The 13,148-nt window shown below is 52.5% G+C and carries 9 protein-coding genes; 1 reads left to right on the top strand and 8 read right to left on the bottom strand.

The genetic code is table 11. From position 1 onward, the window contains the following. Positions 1 to 7: 7 nt before the first annotated feature. Both ACSSVF_RS01990 and ACSSVF_RS01985 read right to left on the bottom strand, forming a co-directional pair. A complete protein-coding gene (locus tag ACSSVF_RS01990) occupies positions 8 to 937 on the bottom strand; it encodes an AEC family transporter (protein ID WP_492405072.1) in 930 nt (309 codons plus the stop codon). 52 nt (positions 938 to 989) lie between these two features. Beyond that, positions 990 to 1,724 (bottom strand): 16S rRNA (uracil(1498)-N(3))-methyltransferase, encoded by a 735-nt coding sequence (locus ACSSVF_RS01985; protein ID WP_492405070.1) that lies wholly within the window; start codon positions 1,722 to 1,724, stop codon positions 990 to 992. A 247-nt stretch (positions 1,725 to 1,971) separates the two neighbouring features. Between ACSSVF_RS01985 and ACSSVF_RS01980 the strand changes: the two genes are divergently transcribed. After that, entirely contained in the window at positions 1,972 to 2,523 is a 552-nt protein-coding gene (locus ACSSVF_RS01980) for a thioredoxin family protein (RefSeq protein WP_492405069.1), read from the top strand. Here ACSSVF_RS01980 and ACSSVF_RS01975 read toward each other — a convergent pair whose 3' ends face one another. The 6 genes from ACSSVF_RS01975 to ACSSVF_RS01950 all read right to left on the bottom strand — a co-directional run bounded on the left by ACSSVF_RS01975 (position 2,524) and on the right by ACSSVF_RS01950 (position 13,110). Further along, entirely contained in the window at positions 2,524 to 3,738 is a 1,215-nt protein-coding gene (locus ACSSVF_RS01975; protein WP_492405067.1) for an NnrS family protein, read from the bottom strand. A gap of 272 nt (positions 3,739 to 4,010) precedes the next feature. Then, on the bottom strand, positions 4,011 to 5,558 hold the full coding sequence (locus ACSSVF_RS01970; RefSeq protein WP_492405065.1) for a PEP-CTERM sorting domain-containing protein: 1,548 nt from the start codon (positions 5,556 to 5,558) through the stop codon (positions 4,011 to 4,013). Positions 5,559 to 5,759: 201 nt separating this feature from the next. Beyond that, entirely contained in the window at positions 5,760 to 7,472 is a 1,713-nt protein-coding gene (locus tag ACSSVF_RS01965; protein WP_492405063.1) for a secretin GspD/PilQ domain-containing protein, read from the bottom strand. Between the two features lie 32 nt (positions 7,473 to 7,504). Then, positions 7,505 to 9,829: a hypothetical protein gene (locus tag ACSSVF_RS01960; RefSeq protein WP_492405061.1), complete on the bottom strand. Its 2,325-nt coding sequence runs from the start codon at positions 9,827 to 9,829 to the stop codon at positions 7,505 to 7,507. A 141-nt stretch (positions 9,830 to 9,970) separates the two neighbouring features. Beyond that, positions 9,971 to 11,851, bottom strand: coding sequence for a sensor histidine kinase (locus ACSSVF_RS01955; RefSeq protein ID WP_492405059.1), 1,881 nt, complete (start codon positions 11,849 to 11,851; stop codon positions 9,971 to 9,973). Further along, positions 11,848 to 13,110: a hypothetical protein gene (locus ACSSVF_RS01950; RefSeq protein ID WP_492405058.1), complete on the bottom strand. Its 1,263-nt coding sequence runs from the start codon at positions 13,108 to 13,110 to the stop codon at positions 11,848 to 11,850. The genes ACSSVF_RS01955 and ACSSVF_RS01950 overlap by 4 nt, the downstream gene beginning before the upstream one ends. Between the last annotated feature and the right edge of the window lie 38 nt (positions 13,111 to 13,148).

The raw sequence follows: 13,148 nt of genomic DNA, 5'->3' as shown, positions 1-13,148 counted from the left end.
GTGAAGATTAGTGGGAAAGGAATTGAAACCACACCGGCAACGTGAACATGCTGAGTAAGGTGGTAGAGAACACGGCGGCGGCATACAGCGCGCCATCCAAATGGTAGCGCTCGCAGATGATAACGCCAAAGACCATGGTCGGCATGGCGCTTAATAAGGTGATGGCGGTGAGTGTGTGCCCGTCCAGCCCTAAAAATTCTGCTGCCAGCATGGCAGTGAGCGGCGCAATCAGCAGGCCGATAAAACAGACTGGTAATAATTTTGGGATCAGTGCAAACCTGAAAGTATCCCAGCGTATGCTCATGCCTAGTGCGATCAGCATCAGTGGCACCACTCCGCCTGCCAGGGTGTGCAGGGCATGACCTAACATTTCAGGCTGCGGCACTTGTGCCAGGTTGAGCATGCAGGCGACCAGTAGTGCCCATAGTGGCGGCACACGCATCAATTCTCTGAGTGGGTTTGAACTAAGTTCTGCCTTACCATAAGCTTGCGCCATCAGCATGCCTATGGATAACAAGATCGGTGTACAGGCAAACAAATCAAATTTCAGCACCATCTCCTGTGCCCAGTCACCAAGCACTTCGCTAGTCACGGGTAAACCAAGGTAAGTGGCATTAGGAAACGTGGCCGCCAGCATCAGCGCACCTTGCTGTGCACGCGAGAGAGGCCTGAATCGGTTGAATATTTGCAGGCTCAACCACATCAACCCTGCCGCGGTCACTAACCTGGTGATGGCCGTGAGCTGGATACTGAAAGTGTCAGCATCCAGCGGCGCTAGCCACAGAACGTCTATCACTAACGCAGGCAGCAAAATGTAAAACACCAGGTCTGTCAGTGCCCGGCGGTGGGATGTCGCAGAGATATGGTCAGGCGCGAACCGTTGCCAGGCGATACCTGCGATGATTAGCAGCGCCATTTGTAGCATGACATTAAACATTGGTATTTTCTTCCATACGCTGGCGATGGTTGTACAGCAGGATCATCAGTCTTTAAAAATCGCCCCACAACGTTTGCATGCTCGCAATCGCAGTCACTGCGGCGGTTTCGGTTCTGAGGATTCTTGGCCCGATCACAATCGATTGGAAGTGGTGTTGCGTAGCCAGTGCAATTTCGTTACCGCTTAAGCCGCCTTCAGGGCCAATCAACAAGTGGATATGAGCGGATGGTTTCTCGAGTTGTGCAAGTCGTTTCGCCCCCACCGGGTTTAGCAGGATATTCAGGCTGGATTGCGTTTCATGTTGCCCCAGCCATTGGGCCAGCGTGAGTGGTGCATGCACTGTCGGCAGTAAGGCGCGGCCGCTTTGCTCGCAGGCAGCTATCGCGACGCCTTGCCAGTGTTCGACGCGTTTTTCGGCACGGTCGCCACTTAGTTTTGTGACGCTGCGTTCCGTCGTTAGCGGGAATATTTCGGTGACACCGAGTTCAACCGCTTTCTGGATGGTGTAATCCATGCGATCGCCACTGGAAACCCCCTGTAGCAGGCGAATGCTGAGAGGGGATTCATTACTGGCTGCTGCGCGGCTCTGAACCTCAACATGCGCGGCTTTTTTCTCTACACTAGTCAGTGTGCACTGGTAGTCAAAACCATCGCCGCAAAACAAAATCAATGTATCACCGGCTTTCAGACGCATAACGCGGATGGCATGCGCGGCAGCGTTTTCGCTGAGCGCGGTGGTTTGGCCAATGGTGAGAGGGGTGGGGCTGTAAAAGCGTAAGTTACTCATGCATCACATTGTAACCAAAATGCCGGCGAGTGACATTCAGTACTGGCATTCACGTGTACGACTTAATCACGTACCATACGGCTTTGATTGTTATATGGCTGGAGAGTGACGATGGCGAGTATTAGCCCACCCGTGTGCGATTTTGGCTACGGCCGTTTCGCTTAACATCAGTTTCACCGAGTTAGCCTTCGCCGAAATTGCACAAAATTATATAGTGAAGGTCTAGAAAGTTTTTGAAAGGAATCACATGGCTAGTATCAATCCTCCAGCATGCAATTTCGGCTGGAAAGCCCCTGAATTCAACCTGCCGGATGTCAACGGCAAGCTGGTGAATCTTCAAGCTAGCATGGGTCCCAAAGGCCTGCTGGTCATGTTCATCTGCAACCACTGCCCCTATGTCAAAGCGATTTTGCCGCGCCTGATTGCTGATGTCACTGAGTTGCAAGCATTAGGCATCAATACCGTCGCCATTATGTCCAACGACCCTGCTGATTATCCGGAAGATAGCCCGGAGAATATGAAAAAACTGTCTGAAGAATTGGCGCTGCCTTTTCCTTACCTGTTCGATGAAACCCAGCAGGTCGCCAAGGCATATGATGCCGTGTGTACGCCAGACTTCTTTGGTTTCAATAAGCACTTCGAGCTGCAATATCGTGGACGCTTTGACGAAAGCCGCAAGGAAACCGCGCCAGATAGTACGCGCGATTTATTCAGGGCGATGAAGCAGGTGAGTCAAACTGGCCATGGACCGAAGGAACAGGTGCAGAGTATCGGTTGTTCAATCAAGTGGAAAGCGTGATCAACCTGGCGTTCCATCAATTCGAGGTTTGCTGAGGATGGGCCAATAGCTGATACAGAACCAGGTGAACGCGACTATCCAGCAAGCCGCAGCCAGCATGACGGAGATGCGGTAAGTCTCGGGTATCCAGAGTGGCAAAAAGACTCTGCATAACGTAGCTGCAATACACAACCCAAATATCCAGGATAGACTACCCGGCGGCGCATGAATATTGCGGCCCGTATGGCCTAACGATACACGCGCCATCATCGCCAGTGTGATGACGCCAACACCACCGATGGCCCAGCAATGGATAGCAAGAATGAGTGACACGCCGCTATTCATAAAACTGAAAGCATACAATAAGAAACCGGCATTAATCAGCCACAACCCGCCGTAGAAACTCCACAGCAGTGGCACCCGCCATATGCCCGGTGCATGCCAGCGCCACAACCGTATGCTGCTGGCAATGGCGATAGTGAGCGCTAACACTATATGTATCATGGTTGAATCAACAGTCAGGATGTTCAATAGTAATGCCACCAGCGATAACATTAATAGCCGGTCTATCCAGGCCGAGTTTTTCAGCGAGATTTCTTCTTTCACACCACGTTCTATAAACCCTGGCAGGATGCGGCGGCTGATCACCAGAATCAGACTTACATTAAGCAACAAACCCACCCATAACGCAGCACGTGCGCCACTCATGGACCAGCCTAATGCCTGGGCATAAAAAGCTGCATTGCCCAGCGTGAGTATCCCCACTTTTGAAAGCACGCCCAGTTGCCGCCATTGCTTCACTTTAACGATAGGGCGTGCAACCGCTAATATCAGCCACAGGTTAAATGACAGGTCCAGAATGGCGGCAAGGATGACCAGGTCGGGAGCCATCAGCATCACGATACGCGCACCTGCCCAGCATGCCAACAGCCCTGATAAAGCAAGGCCTTGTAATGTCTGGATACCAGTCCAGTTTTTCACCGCGGTGAGTAAAAAACCGGCAATCACCGCAAATGCAAAGCCGTATAACATTTCATGCGCATGCCATTGTGAAGCCGAGACATAGAATAAGGGAGGTAGCGTGAAACGGAGATATGACCACATCCAGGCGGCGATAGAAATGGCGGCAAACGCTGCGGCGAGCAGGAAAAACGGACGGAAACCGAGATTGAATAAAGCGAATTTATTGACCGGTTTTTTTCGCTGCGGTGGTGAAATTTGAATCAGCTGCTGCATATGACATCCTTAAAATGCAAAAGCAAAATTTCAATATAACCGCGATGATAAATCACACTATTGAGCTAGCGCAAATTGGCAGCAAACCCGGCGAAATTAAGTGAATATCCTGAAGCAGACTTTAAGGTTTTGAGAGGATCAGAGCACTAGGCAGTGGTATTGAATGCGACTGAGTGTGGAAAAATTTGCAAGCTTTAAGAAGGCCGCGAGTGCCCACTTAAAGCTTGCCGGAGGGTAATACAATCAGTTTATTGTTATTAGTTAAGCAGGGTTCAGGCGATCTTTTTCATACGCCCTATGAGCACCAGCCCGAAGAGAAGCAAGCCGTAAATGCTTGGTTCTGGCACCGGGGTAACCGCCCAGCTGGCAACCACTAACAGCTGGTTGTTGTAGAAGTTATTTAATTGCAGCCGCGCCGCCGCTTGGTTGCCGCTTAAATAAAACAGTTCATCACTGTTAACTTCACCGACGTGTTGTTGATCGTACAGGCGAATCTGGGTGCCATCATAATTGCCACCAAAGACGGTAACACCCTCTGCTGCACCTTGCAGAAAAGCGATATTGTTGAAACTGTAAGCGGTGCGCCAAAATGCATAGCGGTCTGCAGCGGCTAGCTCGATTTCCACGCGGCCATTGCTTTCAGCGCCTAGATAAAACACTGACATCGTTGCACCATTGATGCCGATGAGAGAGCCGTCAAACGATAATACTGGCGCAGGCCCTACTGCCAATGGGTTGTTCAATGCCTGTTCCAGGTCAGCCACAAAGCTGGTGTCGGTAGCGCCATTCAGCATGCTGCGCAGTACCGCGATCTCAGCAGCGGCATCGGATTCCGAAAAGTATTCTCCGGTGTGCCCAGCGAGGCTACGGCCCAATGCCGGCTCAACCGTTGCCGTCAAATTCCACAGCTGTTGTGTCAGGGTGGTGCCAGCGTTGTAGCTGGTGCCAGAGGCGCTGCCGGTTGCCAGTAAGTTAGCACTGTCACGAGCCACAGTCAGCAGTTGTTGAGCTTTTTCCAACCCAGGCGTGCGGCTGGCTTGCAGGTTGCTGGCGACTGGCGCATCTGTCCATGTAGCGTTGCGTAACAGTCGTATGTCTGAAGCCGCTGCTCCCCAGCGCAGGGTGCCAGTGGTGGCGGACGTCGCCGCTAGTGCGTCTGCCGCATACTGCGCAGTGGTCTTGGCAGTAAAACTGGCATTGACTTGTACAGTGCCGCTCACGTGCAACTTGCCGGAGTTGATGGTCACATTGTCAACCAGCGGCTCGACAGTGGCAGTGGCCTGTAAATGAATGGGCTGTAACACTGACTGTCTATCTACCAGTGCATGTGTTGCTGGCGTAATACTTTTGGGTGTGCTGACGGATGTATTACTGCTGCATTTGAGCGAGGCGTTTGTACAAGACCAGTTAGTGTTGAAGGTCAATGCAGCCGGCTCGGTAAGTAAAGCGCCGCTGGCCGTGGTGCTGGCATACACCCGTAGCAAATTACGCGGAGCATCTGGCAGTGTGTCTACCCCCGGGTCATTGATAGAGACACTTTGATGCCCGTTTAATGTGAATATCACATTGCCACCACTAAATGTGCCCAGACGATCTGTCAGAAAGCGCGCATTTGCCGTCGTGGCATTGAGCGTCAGGAATTTATCTATACCCTGACCAAAGTCAGCCGCTTCATTAAACGACAACACCATATTGGTCGCGATTTCACTGGCATGAGAAATATTGGACGTTAACAGACTGATGCCTAACAAGGCTGATAAAGCCAGGCCGAACTGATTTTTTTGTTGGCCTGTGGGTTGTGTCCACTCTGTGAATTTCATGCTGCCTTCCTCTCTCTCAGAAGTCACTATTAGCAATGTTCTAATTTCCTGATAAGACTAACGGATGGTGAGGAAAACGTGCACCCCCAGAACAGGGGGTGTGGAGTATACATTTGTTTGAAGCGCTTCTGAGTTAGCGCTGAGGCTGAGATGGTTAAGGCACCCAGAGACGAGTTTCCAGGCGCGTTCGTGCGGGATGGCTTAAATATTCGCGTGGTTTTTAATATTATCGAGTAATACTTTTTTCAGCGCCTCGTCTTCCAGCCCTCGTACATGGGCATCGCCGTGAGAGAAACGGCTAAATTGCGGATTCTGGGCAATATCCTGAATTAACTTCTCGCTTCCTACAGAAGGCTCAATGACCTTATCCCACAGCTCGAGCAGCTTGGTCGTTGCGGGCAGATAGTTGACTGTCCTGGCAAAGCTGCTGGGCAGTGAAGGCGTGACTAAAATAATGGCGGAACGCGCTCTTTTCAGGGTGTTCCTGTTCGAAAAAAACGTCTTAATCACTGGAATATCACCCACTATCGGTGTTTTAGATTCGGTATTATCTCCTACCGATTCCGAGAGTCCGCTCAAGATCAGGGTTTCACCGAATTTGATATCCGCTGTGGCGCTCACCGTTTGCTTGAATGTACCTACCGCCTGCGTAAACGTGCCGGCATTGGTATCACTTAAAAAGCTTCTATCGACTTCGAGTTGAAAGCGGGCACCATCTTCAGTGATGAGCGAAGGCACAATTTTCATCGAGACGCCGACGTTGATTTTCTCGATTTGTGCAGACTGGATGCCTGCCACATTGACGTTGAGTTGGTCACCAATAAAAAAACGCGAGGTTTCACCGACAAATGCCGTCAGGCTTGGCCTGGCAATGGCGTCGTAATAACGGTCGCCCCGGTTGAAAATATTCAGGTTGTAAGTGACATCCGGAATGCTGATGCTGCGCGTGATTGTGCGGTTAGACGTGTTGATTTCCGGAAATCCGGTTTCACGGAATTTGGTGGACGTCAGGGTGCGGTCGTAGCCGAAAACAGCTTGCAACCCATCCAGCAGATTCACACCTGTGCGGCTGGTATTTCTTTTATCTGAGAGTATCAGGGTGACATCTACCGTTAATTGTTGCGATACTGCTGCTTTTGCCGGAGTTATCCTTTTCCTGATCGTGCGTAGTTCCTGATTTTCGTCTTCGTTCAGCGCTAGTTGGGTATATTCATCCACCTGTTTGGTGCGCATAAGGTTTTGCGTTCTGGTTTTAAGCCAGTATTGCTGTTCTTGCGTCACCTGCAATGGTTTCTGGTCAAGTACTACTGAAAGCTGTTGGCCATTGCCTTGTGCGGCCAGGGTAAGTGCCAGCATGCGCCAGGCAATGGCTGAGTCTGGCTGTAAATGCAATGCACGTTGTGCTGCATGTTTTGCGATGGTGAGCCTGCCCGAAAGATAGGCTGCCGCAGCCAGGCCTTCAAATGCATAAGGGTTATCCGGATCTGCCAGTACTGCAGTTGAAAAAGACTCCATCGCCTGCTGTGCATTTTGCTGTTGCATGGCCACCACGCCTGCCAGGTAGTTAGGCCACATATCCTGGCCAGCAAACTGGCGAGAGGCATTGTAGCCAGAGCTGGCAAGATTCAGGGATTCGGCATCTCCTTGGGAGTGATAGCTCAGGCCCAGCAACAAGTGCGAGATAGCTGATTTCGGATCTAGCAGTACTAACTCTTCGGCTAATTTTTTTGCCTGGTCAAACTGCCCGTTTCTAATCGCATCCACAACTGCCAGGCGTTTCGCCTGCAAGGTATGGTCTGTCAAAGCACTTGGTGCCTTGCTGGTTTCTGTAGCACTTGTCTGTAAGGAACCGCAGCTATTCAGGCAGCACAGCATGACAGCCAGTGGAATGTATTTGTTGGTATGAAGTGCCATATACGCCTTGCTAGCAAATAATAGATACGAGGTTAATTTCTGAGGTTGGATTTCAAACCATCCACTGCGATCCGGCTGTTTCCGTTCAGCTTGCGCTGTGTGGTGGCGGATGTGGCTTTAGACGCATTGATGCGGGTGCCACCAGTGGGCGCCAGGCCTGGCGTATTTCCACCTACCGGGCTGCGCGGGTCTTGTGGCTTGGTTGGGGGGGGTTTATCCGTAGGCCCTTTGGCGCCGCCATTGCCACGTAGATACAGTTCTTTTAAGTCGCGATCGGTGGCGGTGACGCTGTCTTTTCTCAGTGGGTTAGGATTGGTCACCCCTGCGCCTGCCCGCATGTTCAGGGCTCTTTCCGCGTTGGCCGTTTCTTCAGGCGTCAGCAGGGTGTATGAGCCCCCTTTGCCTTCAGGGTTAGGCCCGGCTGCGCCACCTCCGGCGCGAGCCAGCTCAAGTCCGCGTTGCTGACGGCGTGCCTCCTGGTTACCCAGGCGGCCACCGGTACTGGTTGAAAGTTGAGATGGGTCGCCACCGCCTATATCCATAGGATTAGGGGTTGTACTCGCTGCTTTGCTTTCTTCAGAGGTGGATGTTTCTTCAGTTTGTTCAGTGGATGCTTGTTCAGCCGGCGGCGGGTCTTCGGACTGGTTTTTGTCGTCATCGTCATCATCGTCGTCGTCACTATCACTCTGATTGCTGGTGCTTGTGCTGCCCTGATCGTTGCTTGCCGTTGTCGTGCTGTTAGAGCTCGTGGTGCTTGTTTGCTCTTTGTTCCCGCGGCTGTCAGGTGCCCAGGTCCCGGTACTTTTGGTTTCAGTACTGCTAGTGATGTGACCGCTACTATCTCTAGTGACCGTCACCGTTGTTTGTTCAAAAGTACCATCTGCGAAGTAGGTCGTCGATGTCCTGGAGTTGTCACCCATCTGGTAGTTCTCGGTGCCTACGGATACATGCGGCCCATTCATGCCGACTAGCACCTCACTCCCGCCACTGGTGACTTGAGAGTTCGGGTTGCCTCTATCGGCTTGCGGATTGTTTGGCGCAGTCGTCGTCGCTGGTTGGCTGGTGGCCGGTGTATTGACATCGGCATCGGAAAGGATAGGCGATTGCGGCGCATTATTCGTATCGATATTGGCAGGTGCACTATCCCCAGCTGGTGGTGTAATTGCCGCAGGTGGGGTGTTGCCGCCGGCGGGGTTGGTCGTCGGTTGGTTGCCCGTGGCTGGTTGACCGGCATTGCTCACGCCACCTTTATCTGCGCTGAGGCGGGTGGATGCCATATCCGCACGGTTTTGGCCGCCGCTACCCACTGTTTTTGTTGCGTCTGTGCCGGTGCCGTGTTGCGCTGTCCCCGCGCCACTGGTATTGCTCTTGCCACCGCCCACCGCCACGGTTACTTTGGATGAAACACTGCGCCCAGTGGCAGTTGAACCTGCGGCACCCTGGGTAATCGCACTGTTTCCAAGATTGCCAGCACCGACTTTTGCCCTTTGCCGTGCTAACAAGTCCGCTTTGGCTTTGGCTGCTTTCTTGGCATCCAGCTCCGCTTGCAGGATTTTTTGTTCTTCGGCCATGGCCGCCAGGCGCGCATTGAGCGTTTCGCCTGGTTTTCCTGGTGTGAAACCTTGCCTGTCCAGCACCTTGTGTGCTGCTTTTTCCATGACGGCGCGTGCTTCCTGCCTGGTCGTCACTCCTTCCCTGGCACCTTCTTTAATCGCCTCCACGACCTCTGGCGCATCTGGTTCAGCGCCAAGATGCTCCAGGGAACCTTGTATCTCTAGCAGAGACATAAACAATTCCCTAAATTTCCCCTTCTTGCCACCAGGCACCAGCTTGGCAACCTCTTTGCCAAACACGCTCTCAGTGGCCGCCTCGCCTACTGCTTCATTGGCTACCTCTTTCGGGTTTTCGCTACGGCTGATGGCATCAACGACGCGATCACGTGCCTTGGCGTCAACGCCCACCACATCCAACTCTCCCGCCGCGTTTGCCATGTCCCTGACTCTGTCGATAGCGCTTTCCTTCTTGTCAGGGTCAGCCACCTCTTTGACCAGCTTGTCGGCGATATCTGGTTTTACGCGCAGGTCATCCAGTACATTCCGCGCATCATCCTGCAACATAAGAGTTTCTTCCCTGGCGGCAGGGGACTGGTTTTTACTTTGTTCCTGAGTGTTTTTATTTTCTGAGGAAGTGCCTTTGGCTGTCGCTGCAGGCTCAGGTTTTCGATTGGTCGCCGCCGCCGGTGTGATAGCGGGCTTTCTGCTGGTGCGCTGTGCCTGCGGTTTGATTTCATCTGCCTGGCTAGCAGGGGTGGTTAGCATGCCTGCGAATAGCATGAGCATTAAAAGTGGCTTGGACATCAGTACCCTTTCTTATGACAACTTGTGCGCGCCAGGCTCGTGACAATACCTGTTGCTTGCATCTTAAAAGGATTCTTTGGGCGTGTGACCCCCTTGAACAGGGGGTGCGCATGGTGCGGAGAAAAGGTGTGGCTGGGTGAACTAGGCCGGCTGACGTGAGATCAGTTGCCAGGGCAGGTAAAGGCTGAGCTTTAATCCGCCGGTAGCACTTGGTGCGAAATGGACTTCTCCGCCAAGCAATACTGCGCGTTTCTGGATATTGCTTAAGCCGCGCCCCACCGATTTATCGCTGCTTGGAGGCAAGCCAATGCCATTGTCCTGGATTTCCAGCAGCAAGTGATGTTGGGTGGGCTGCAAAGTGACAGCCAGCTCGGTCGCTTGCGCGTGACGAATCACATTGGAGATGGTCTCGCGGATGATCCTGCCCAGATTTAACGCCTGCGGTTGCGTAAGCTGCAAGGTGTCGTCATTAACCTGGTTATCCCACCGTAGTTGGATCTGCACGTCACCTAGCCGCTTTTCGCATTCAATGCGGTAATCGGCCATGATGTCATTCAGCGCACTACTTTCATCGCCGGCGCGCGACACGACATCACGCAAATCCTGTAACGCCGAGCGTGCCAGTTCAGCATTGTTCGGGTTTTGCGCCCGGTAAACCAGTGTCAGCAGTTTGGCGCCCAGGTCATCGTGCAAATCCTGGTAGATGCGCTCGCGCTCTTCCAGTGTGGCCTGTTCCTTGAGGATGGATTGCAGTTGCTGGAAGTTGTCATTCAGCTCCTGGTGTTTGGAGACTACGCGCTGTTCCAGTTCCTGGTTCAGTTGCTCATAATTGTTGAGCGCCCCGACATAGCGCGAAGTCATCATCAACCCGACAATCAGGAACAGCACCGGTGCCGAAAATTGCATCAGGTATTCTTCTTCAGTGATTAGCCAGGCATTGATGCCAGGGACATTGGTGTGGATCAGCCAGTCATGAAACGCAAACAGCAGGATGATGCTCAGTGTCGTCAGCAATAATTTGGCATCTTTGTTGTGATCGACAAAGCCGGTTTTTGCGAGTAAAGCCAGGCCGAAAATCACTACCACCATGGTGATCAGATGCCAGAAATCGGTCGCCAGCATAAAGTAGTCTGCTGGTGTTAGCAGCAAAGTCACCGGGGCTAAAATCAAAATCCCCCACAATAATTGATTAAAACGTTTCAAGCGGATGCCGACGAAATCGAGCAGCGAAATCAGCCACAAAGTCGAAATCGCCTGGAAACTGGCATTGACCAGGATCTCCCACAGCGCGGTAGGCAACGGCGCGGTGATAATGTAAAAATTAAGCGATTGCAGTGCCCAGACAAACGCCGCCAGCCCAAACAGGCCGTAAGCGGTATCCTGTTTCCTGCGCCACCACAGGCTGAGCATCAGCAGGCCGATACCGACGATCAGCAGGCTGGAAGTCTGGTTTAGCGTGATACGGATAAACCTGGCTTTCTCATAGGCTGGCTGTAGCGTGTGCAGCAGGTTGATTTTTGGCGGGTATAACATGCCCTGGGAGTTCTGCGGCGCAATTACACGGATGTATAAAGTGTTATCCGTGGCTTTCAGCGTGTCGGGTGGAATCGTAAATAGTAACGGGCGATTCCAGTTGCGCGAGATAGGCTCTGTGAATGAGCCGCCCGACCCAATTTTTTTGCCATTCAGGTAAGCCTCTGCATTGAGGCTCATCCGGGAAAGGTACAAGGCGTAGATGTCATGCGCATTCAGGCCTGGGTAATCAAACTGAAAGCGGTACCAGCCGGTGCCGAATGCGTTCGGGTGAGTGAGTTTCCATAAATCCGGCAATTTGGTCGGTGACCAGGCCGCCGACGTCGGAGGGGTTTCGCTATCACTGAGGACAAACGCTGCCTGGCTTATTTCTACTCCAGCGGGCGTGGCAGGTATCTCGTCGGCCAGTGCGGCATTGGGGCTAAGTAAAGAGCCGAGCAAGCAGCCAACTAGCCACATCCAGCAGTGAAAGGGCGTGCGCTTTTTCATTTGAACAGGGTGATCACTTGCAGGTTAATATCCTGCACATTGACAAAGTTACGCCCGGCATAGGTATCCTGGAACTCCAGTTTTACGATCATCGGTAAAGGCAATTTACCCTGTTGCCATGCCTGCACGCCGCTCCAGGTGGCGCTGACACGGTATTGGTCTGCGCGCCTGTCGGTATAAACCTCCAGCGGTGCAGTGTCAGTCCCCTGGCTTGAACGATAATCATCGGATTTTTTCTCGAAGCGATGCCAGGTACTTGCGAACCGCCAGTTCGACCAGCGATAGCCTAATTCAATATCTGTTTCGTAATAATCCCCGAGGTCACGGTCCAGTTTTTGTTTCGAGCTTGCCAGTGCCAGCCCCTGGCTGGAGGCTGGAATACGCATGCGGGCTTTGTCCGAGAACTGCCAGTTGTAATCGGCCAGCAGGCGCAGATCGAAATTGGCACCCAGGTCATAAAAATACTCAGCCCGGCTGCGTATATCTGTGCTGCCATCGCCTAATGGTGTATCCAGCAAATTATCGGGATCATCTTTTTTTGCCAGGCCCATGCGCAATCCCAGGCCAAGAATCAGGCTTTCACGCGGTGATTTCATGGCACGCCATAATACGCCTAGCGTGGGGTCACTAAAACCTTCGTTGCGGGTGTCTTTCAATGCTTTATATTGATAGCCGAATGCAGGGTTGGTCAGGATATTTTGCACACCGGCACTGCCCATAGGCGGAATGCCACCCCCTGCCGGAGCGAAGGGGAAGTTGCCAGGCCCTATGGGTTGACTGGCATTGAAAGCGGGGTTGAAGCCGACATTACCACCATCGACAGCAAAATTGACACGTGATCGAGAAATGCCATAAGGGATGATGGCGCCCACGGTCAGGTTGGGCGTCAGGCCGTAGCCTATGGTTAAAATGCTGATCTGGTTATCGGTTTTGTGATCGAAACGCGTGGTGCCTAAAGAAGCGCCTGGCCCAAGTGCTGACAGGGCTGGAAACATGCTTGCATTCAAGTTCATGTTATTAAAAGCACTGCCTAGCGGAGACAAATGGCCGCGGTCATCATAGCGCGCATCAAAATGGCTGCTGCGTTGTTCAAAGCGTACTGCCCAGCTGCTTTCGGGTGCCATGGTATCCAGTGCGAAATAGGACGCAGTGGGGATATTCTCAGCGGCAATGGCATGCGCTGTGGCGAGGGACGATGCCCATAACATCAGCCAGGCGGGAGTATGCATTTTTGATACGTGCTGTAACAGGTAGGTCATGGCGCTGGTTATTTTTGTTGTTTGTATTGGATCCCCCA

Source organism: Methylophilus sp. E2MeOHC9, from assembly GCF_058744375.1.
Note: the sequence above shows the minus strand (reverse complement) of the source record. Positions and strands in the feature narration are given on the sequence as shown.

Excerpts from the sequence above, each read along its gene's own strand:
- ACSSVF_RS01990 (WP_492405072.1), bottom strand. The coding sequence starts at position 937 with ATGTTTAATGTCATGCTACAAATGGCGCTGCTAATCATCGCAGGTATC.
- ACSSVF_RS01985 (WP_492405070.1), bottom strand. The coding sequence starts at position 1,724 with ATGAGTAACTTACGCTTTTACAGCCCCACCCCTCTCACCATTGGCCAA.
- ACSSVF_RS01980 (WP_492405069.1), top strand. The coding sequence starts at position 1,972 with ATGGCTAGTATCAATCCTCCAGCATGCAATTTCGGCTGGAAAGCCCCT.
- ACSSVF_RS01975 (WP_492405067.1), bottom strand. The coding sequence starts at position 3,738 with ATGCAGCAGCTGATTCAAATTTCACCACCGCAGCGAAAAAAACCGGTC.
- ACSSVF_RS01970 (WP_492405065.1), bottom strand. The coding sequence starts at position 5,558 with ATGAAATTCACAGAGTGGACACAACCCACAGGCCAACAAAAAAATCAG.
- ACSSVF_RS01965 (WP_492405063.1), bottom strand. The coding sequence starts at position 7,472 with ATGGCACTTCATACCAACAAATACATTCCACTGGCTGTCATGCTGTGC.
- ACSSVF_RS01960 (WP_492405061.1), bottom strand. The coding sequence starts at position 9,829 with ATGTCCAAGCCACTTTTAATGCTCATGCTATTCGCAGGCATGCTAACC.
- ACSSVF_RS01955 (WP_492405059.1), bottom strand. The coding sequence starts at position 11,851 with ATGAAAAAGCGCACGCCCTTTCACTGCTGGATGTGGCTAGTTGGCTGC.
- ACSSVF_RS01950 (WP_492405058.1), bottom strand. The coding sequence starts at position 13,110 with ATGACCTACCTGTTACAGCACGTATCAAAAATGCATACTCCCGCCTGG.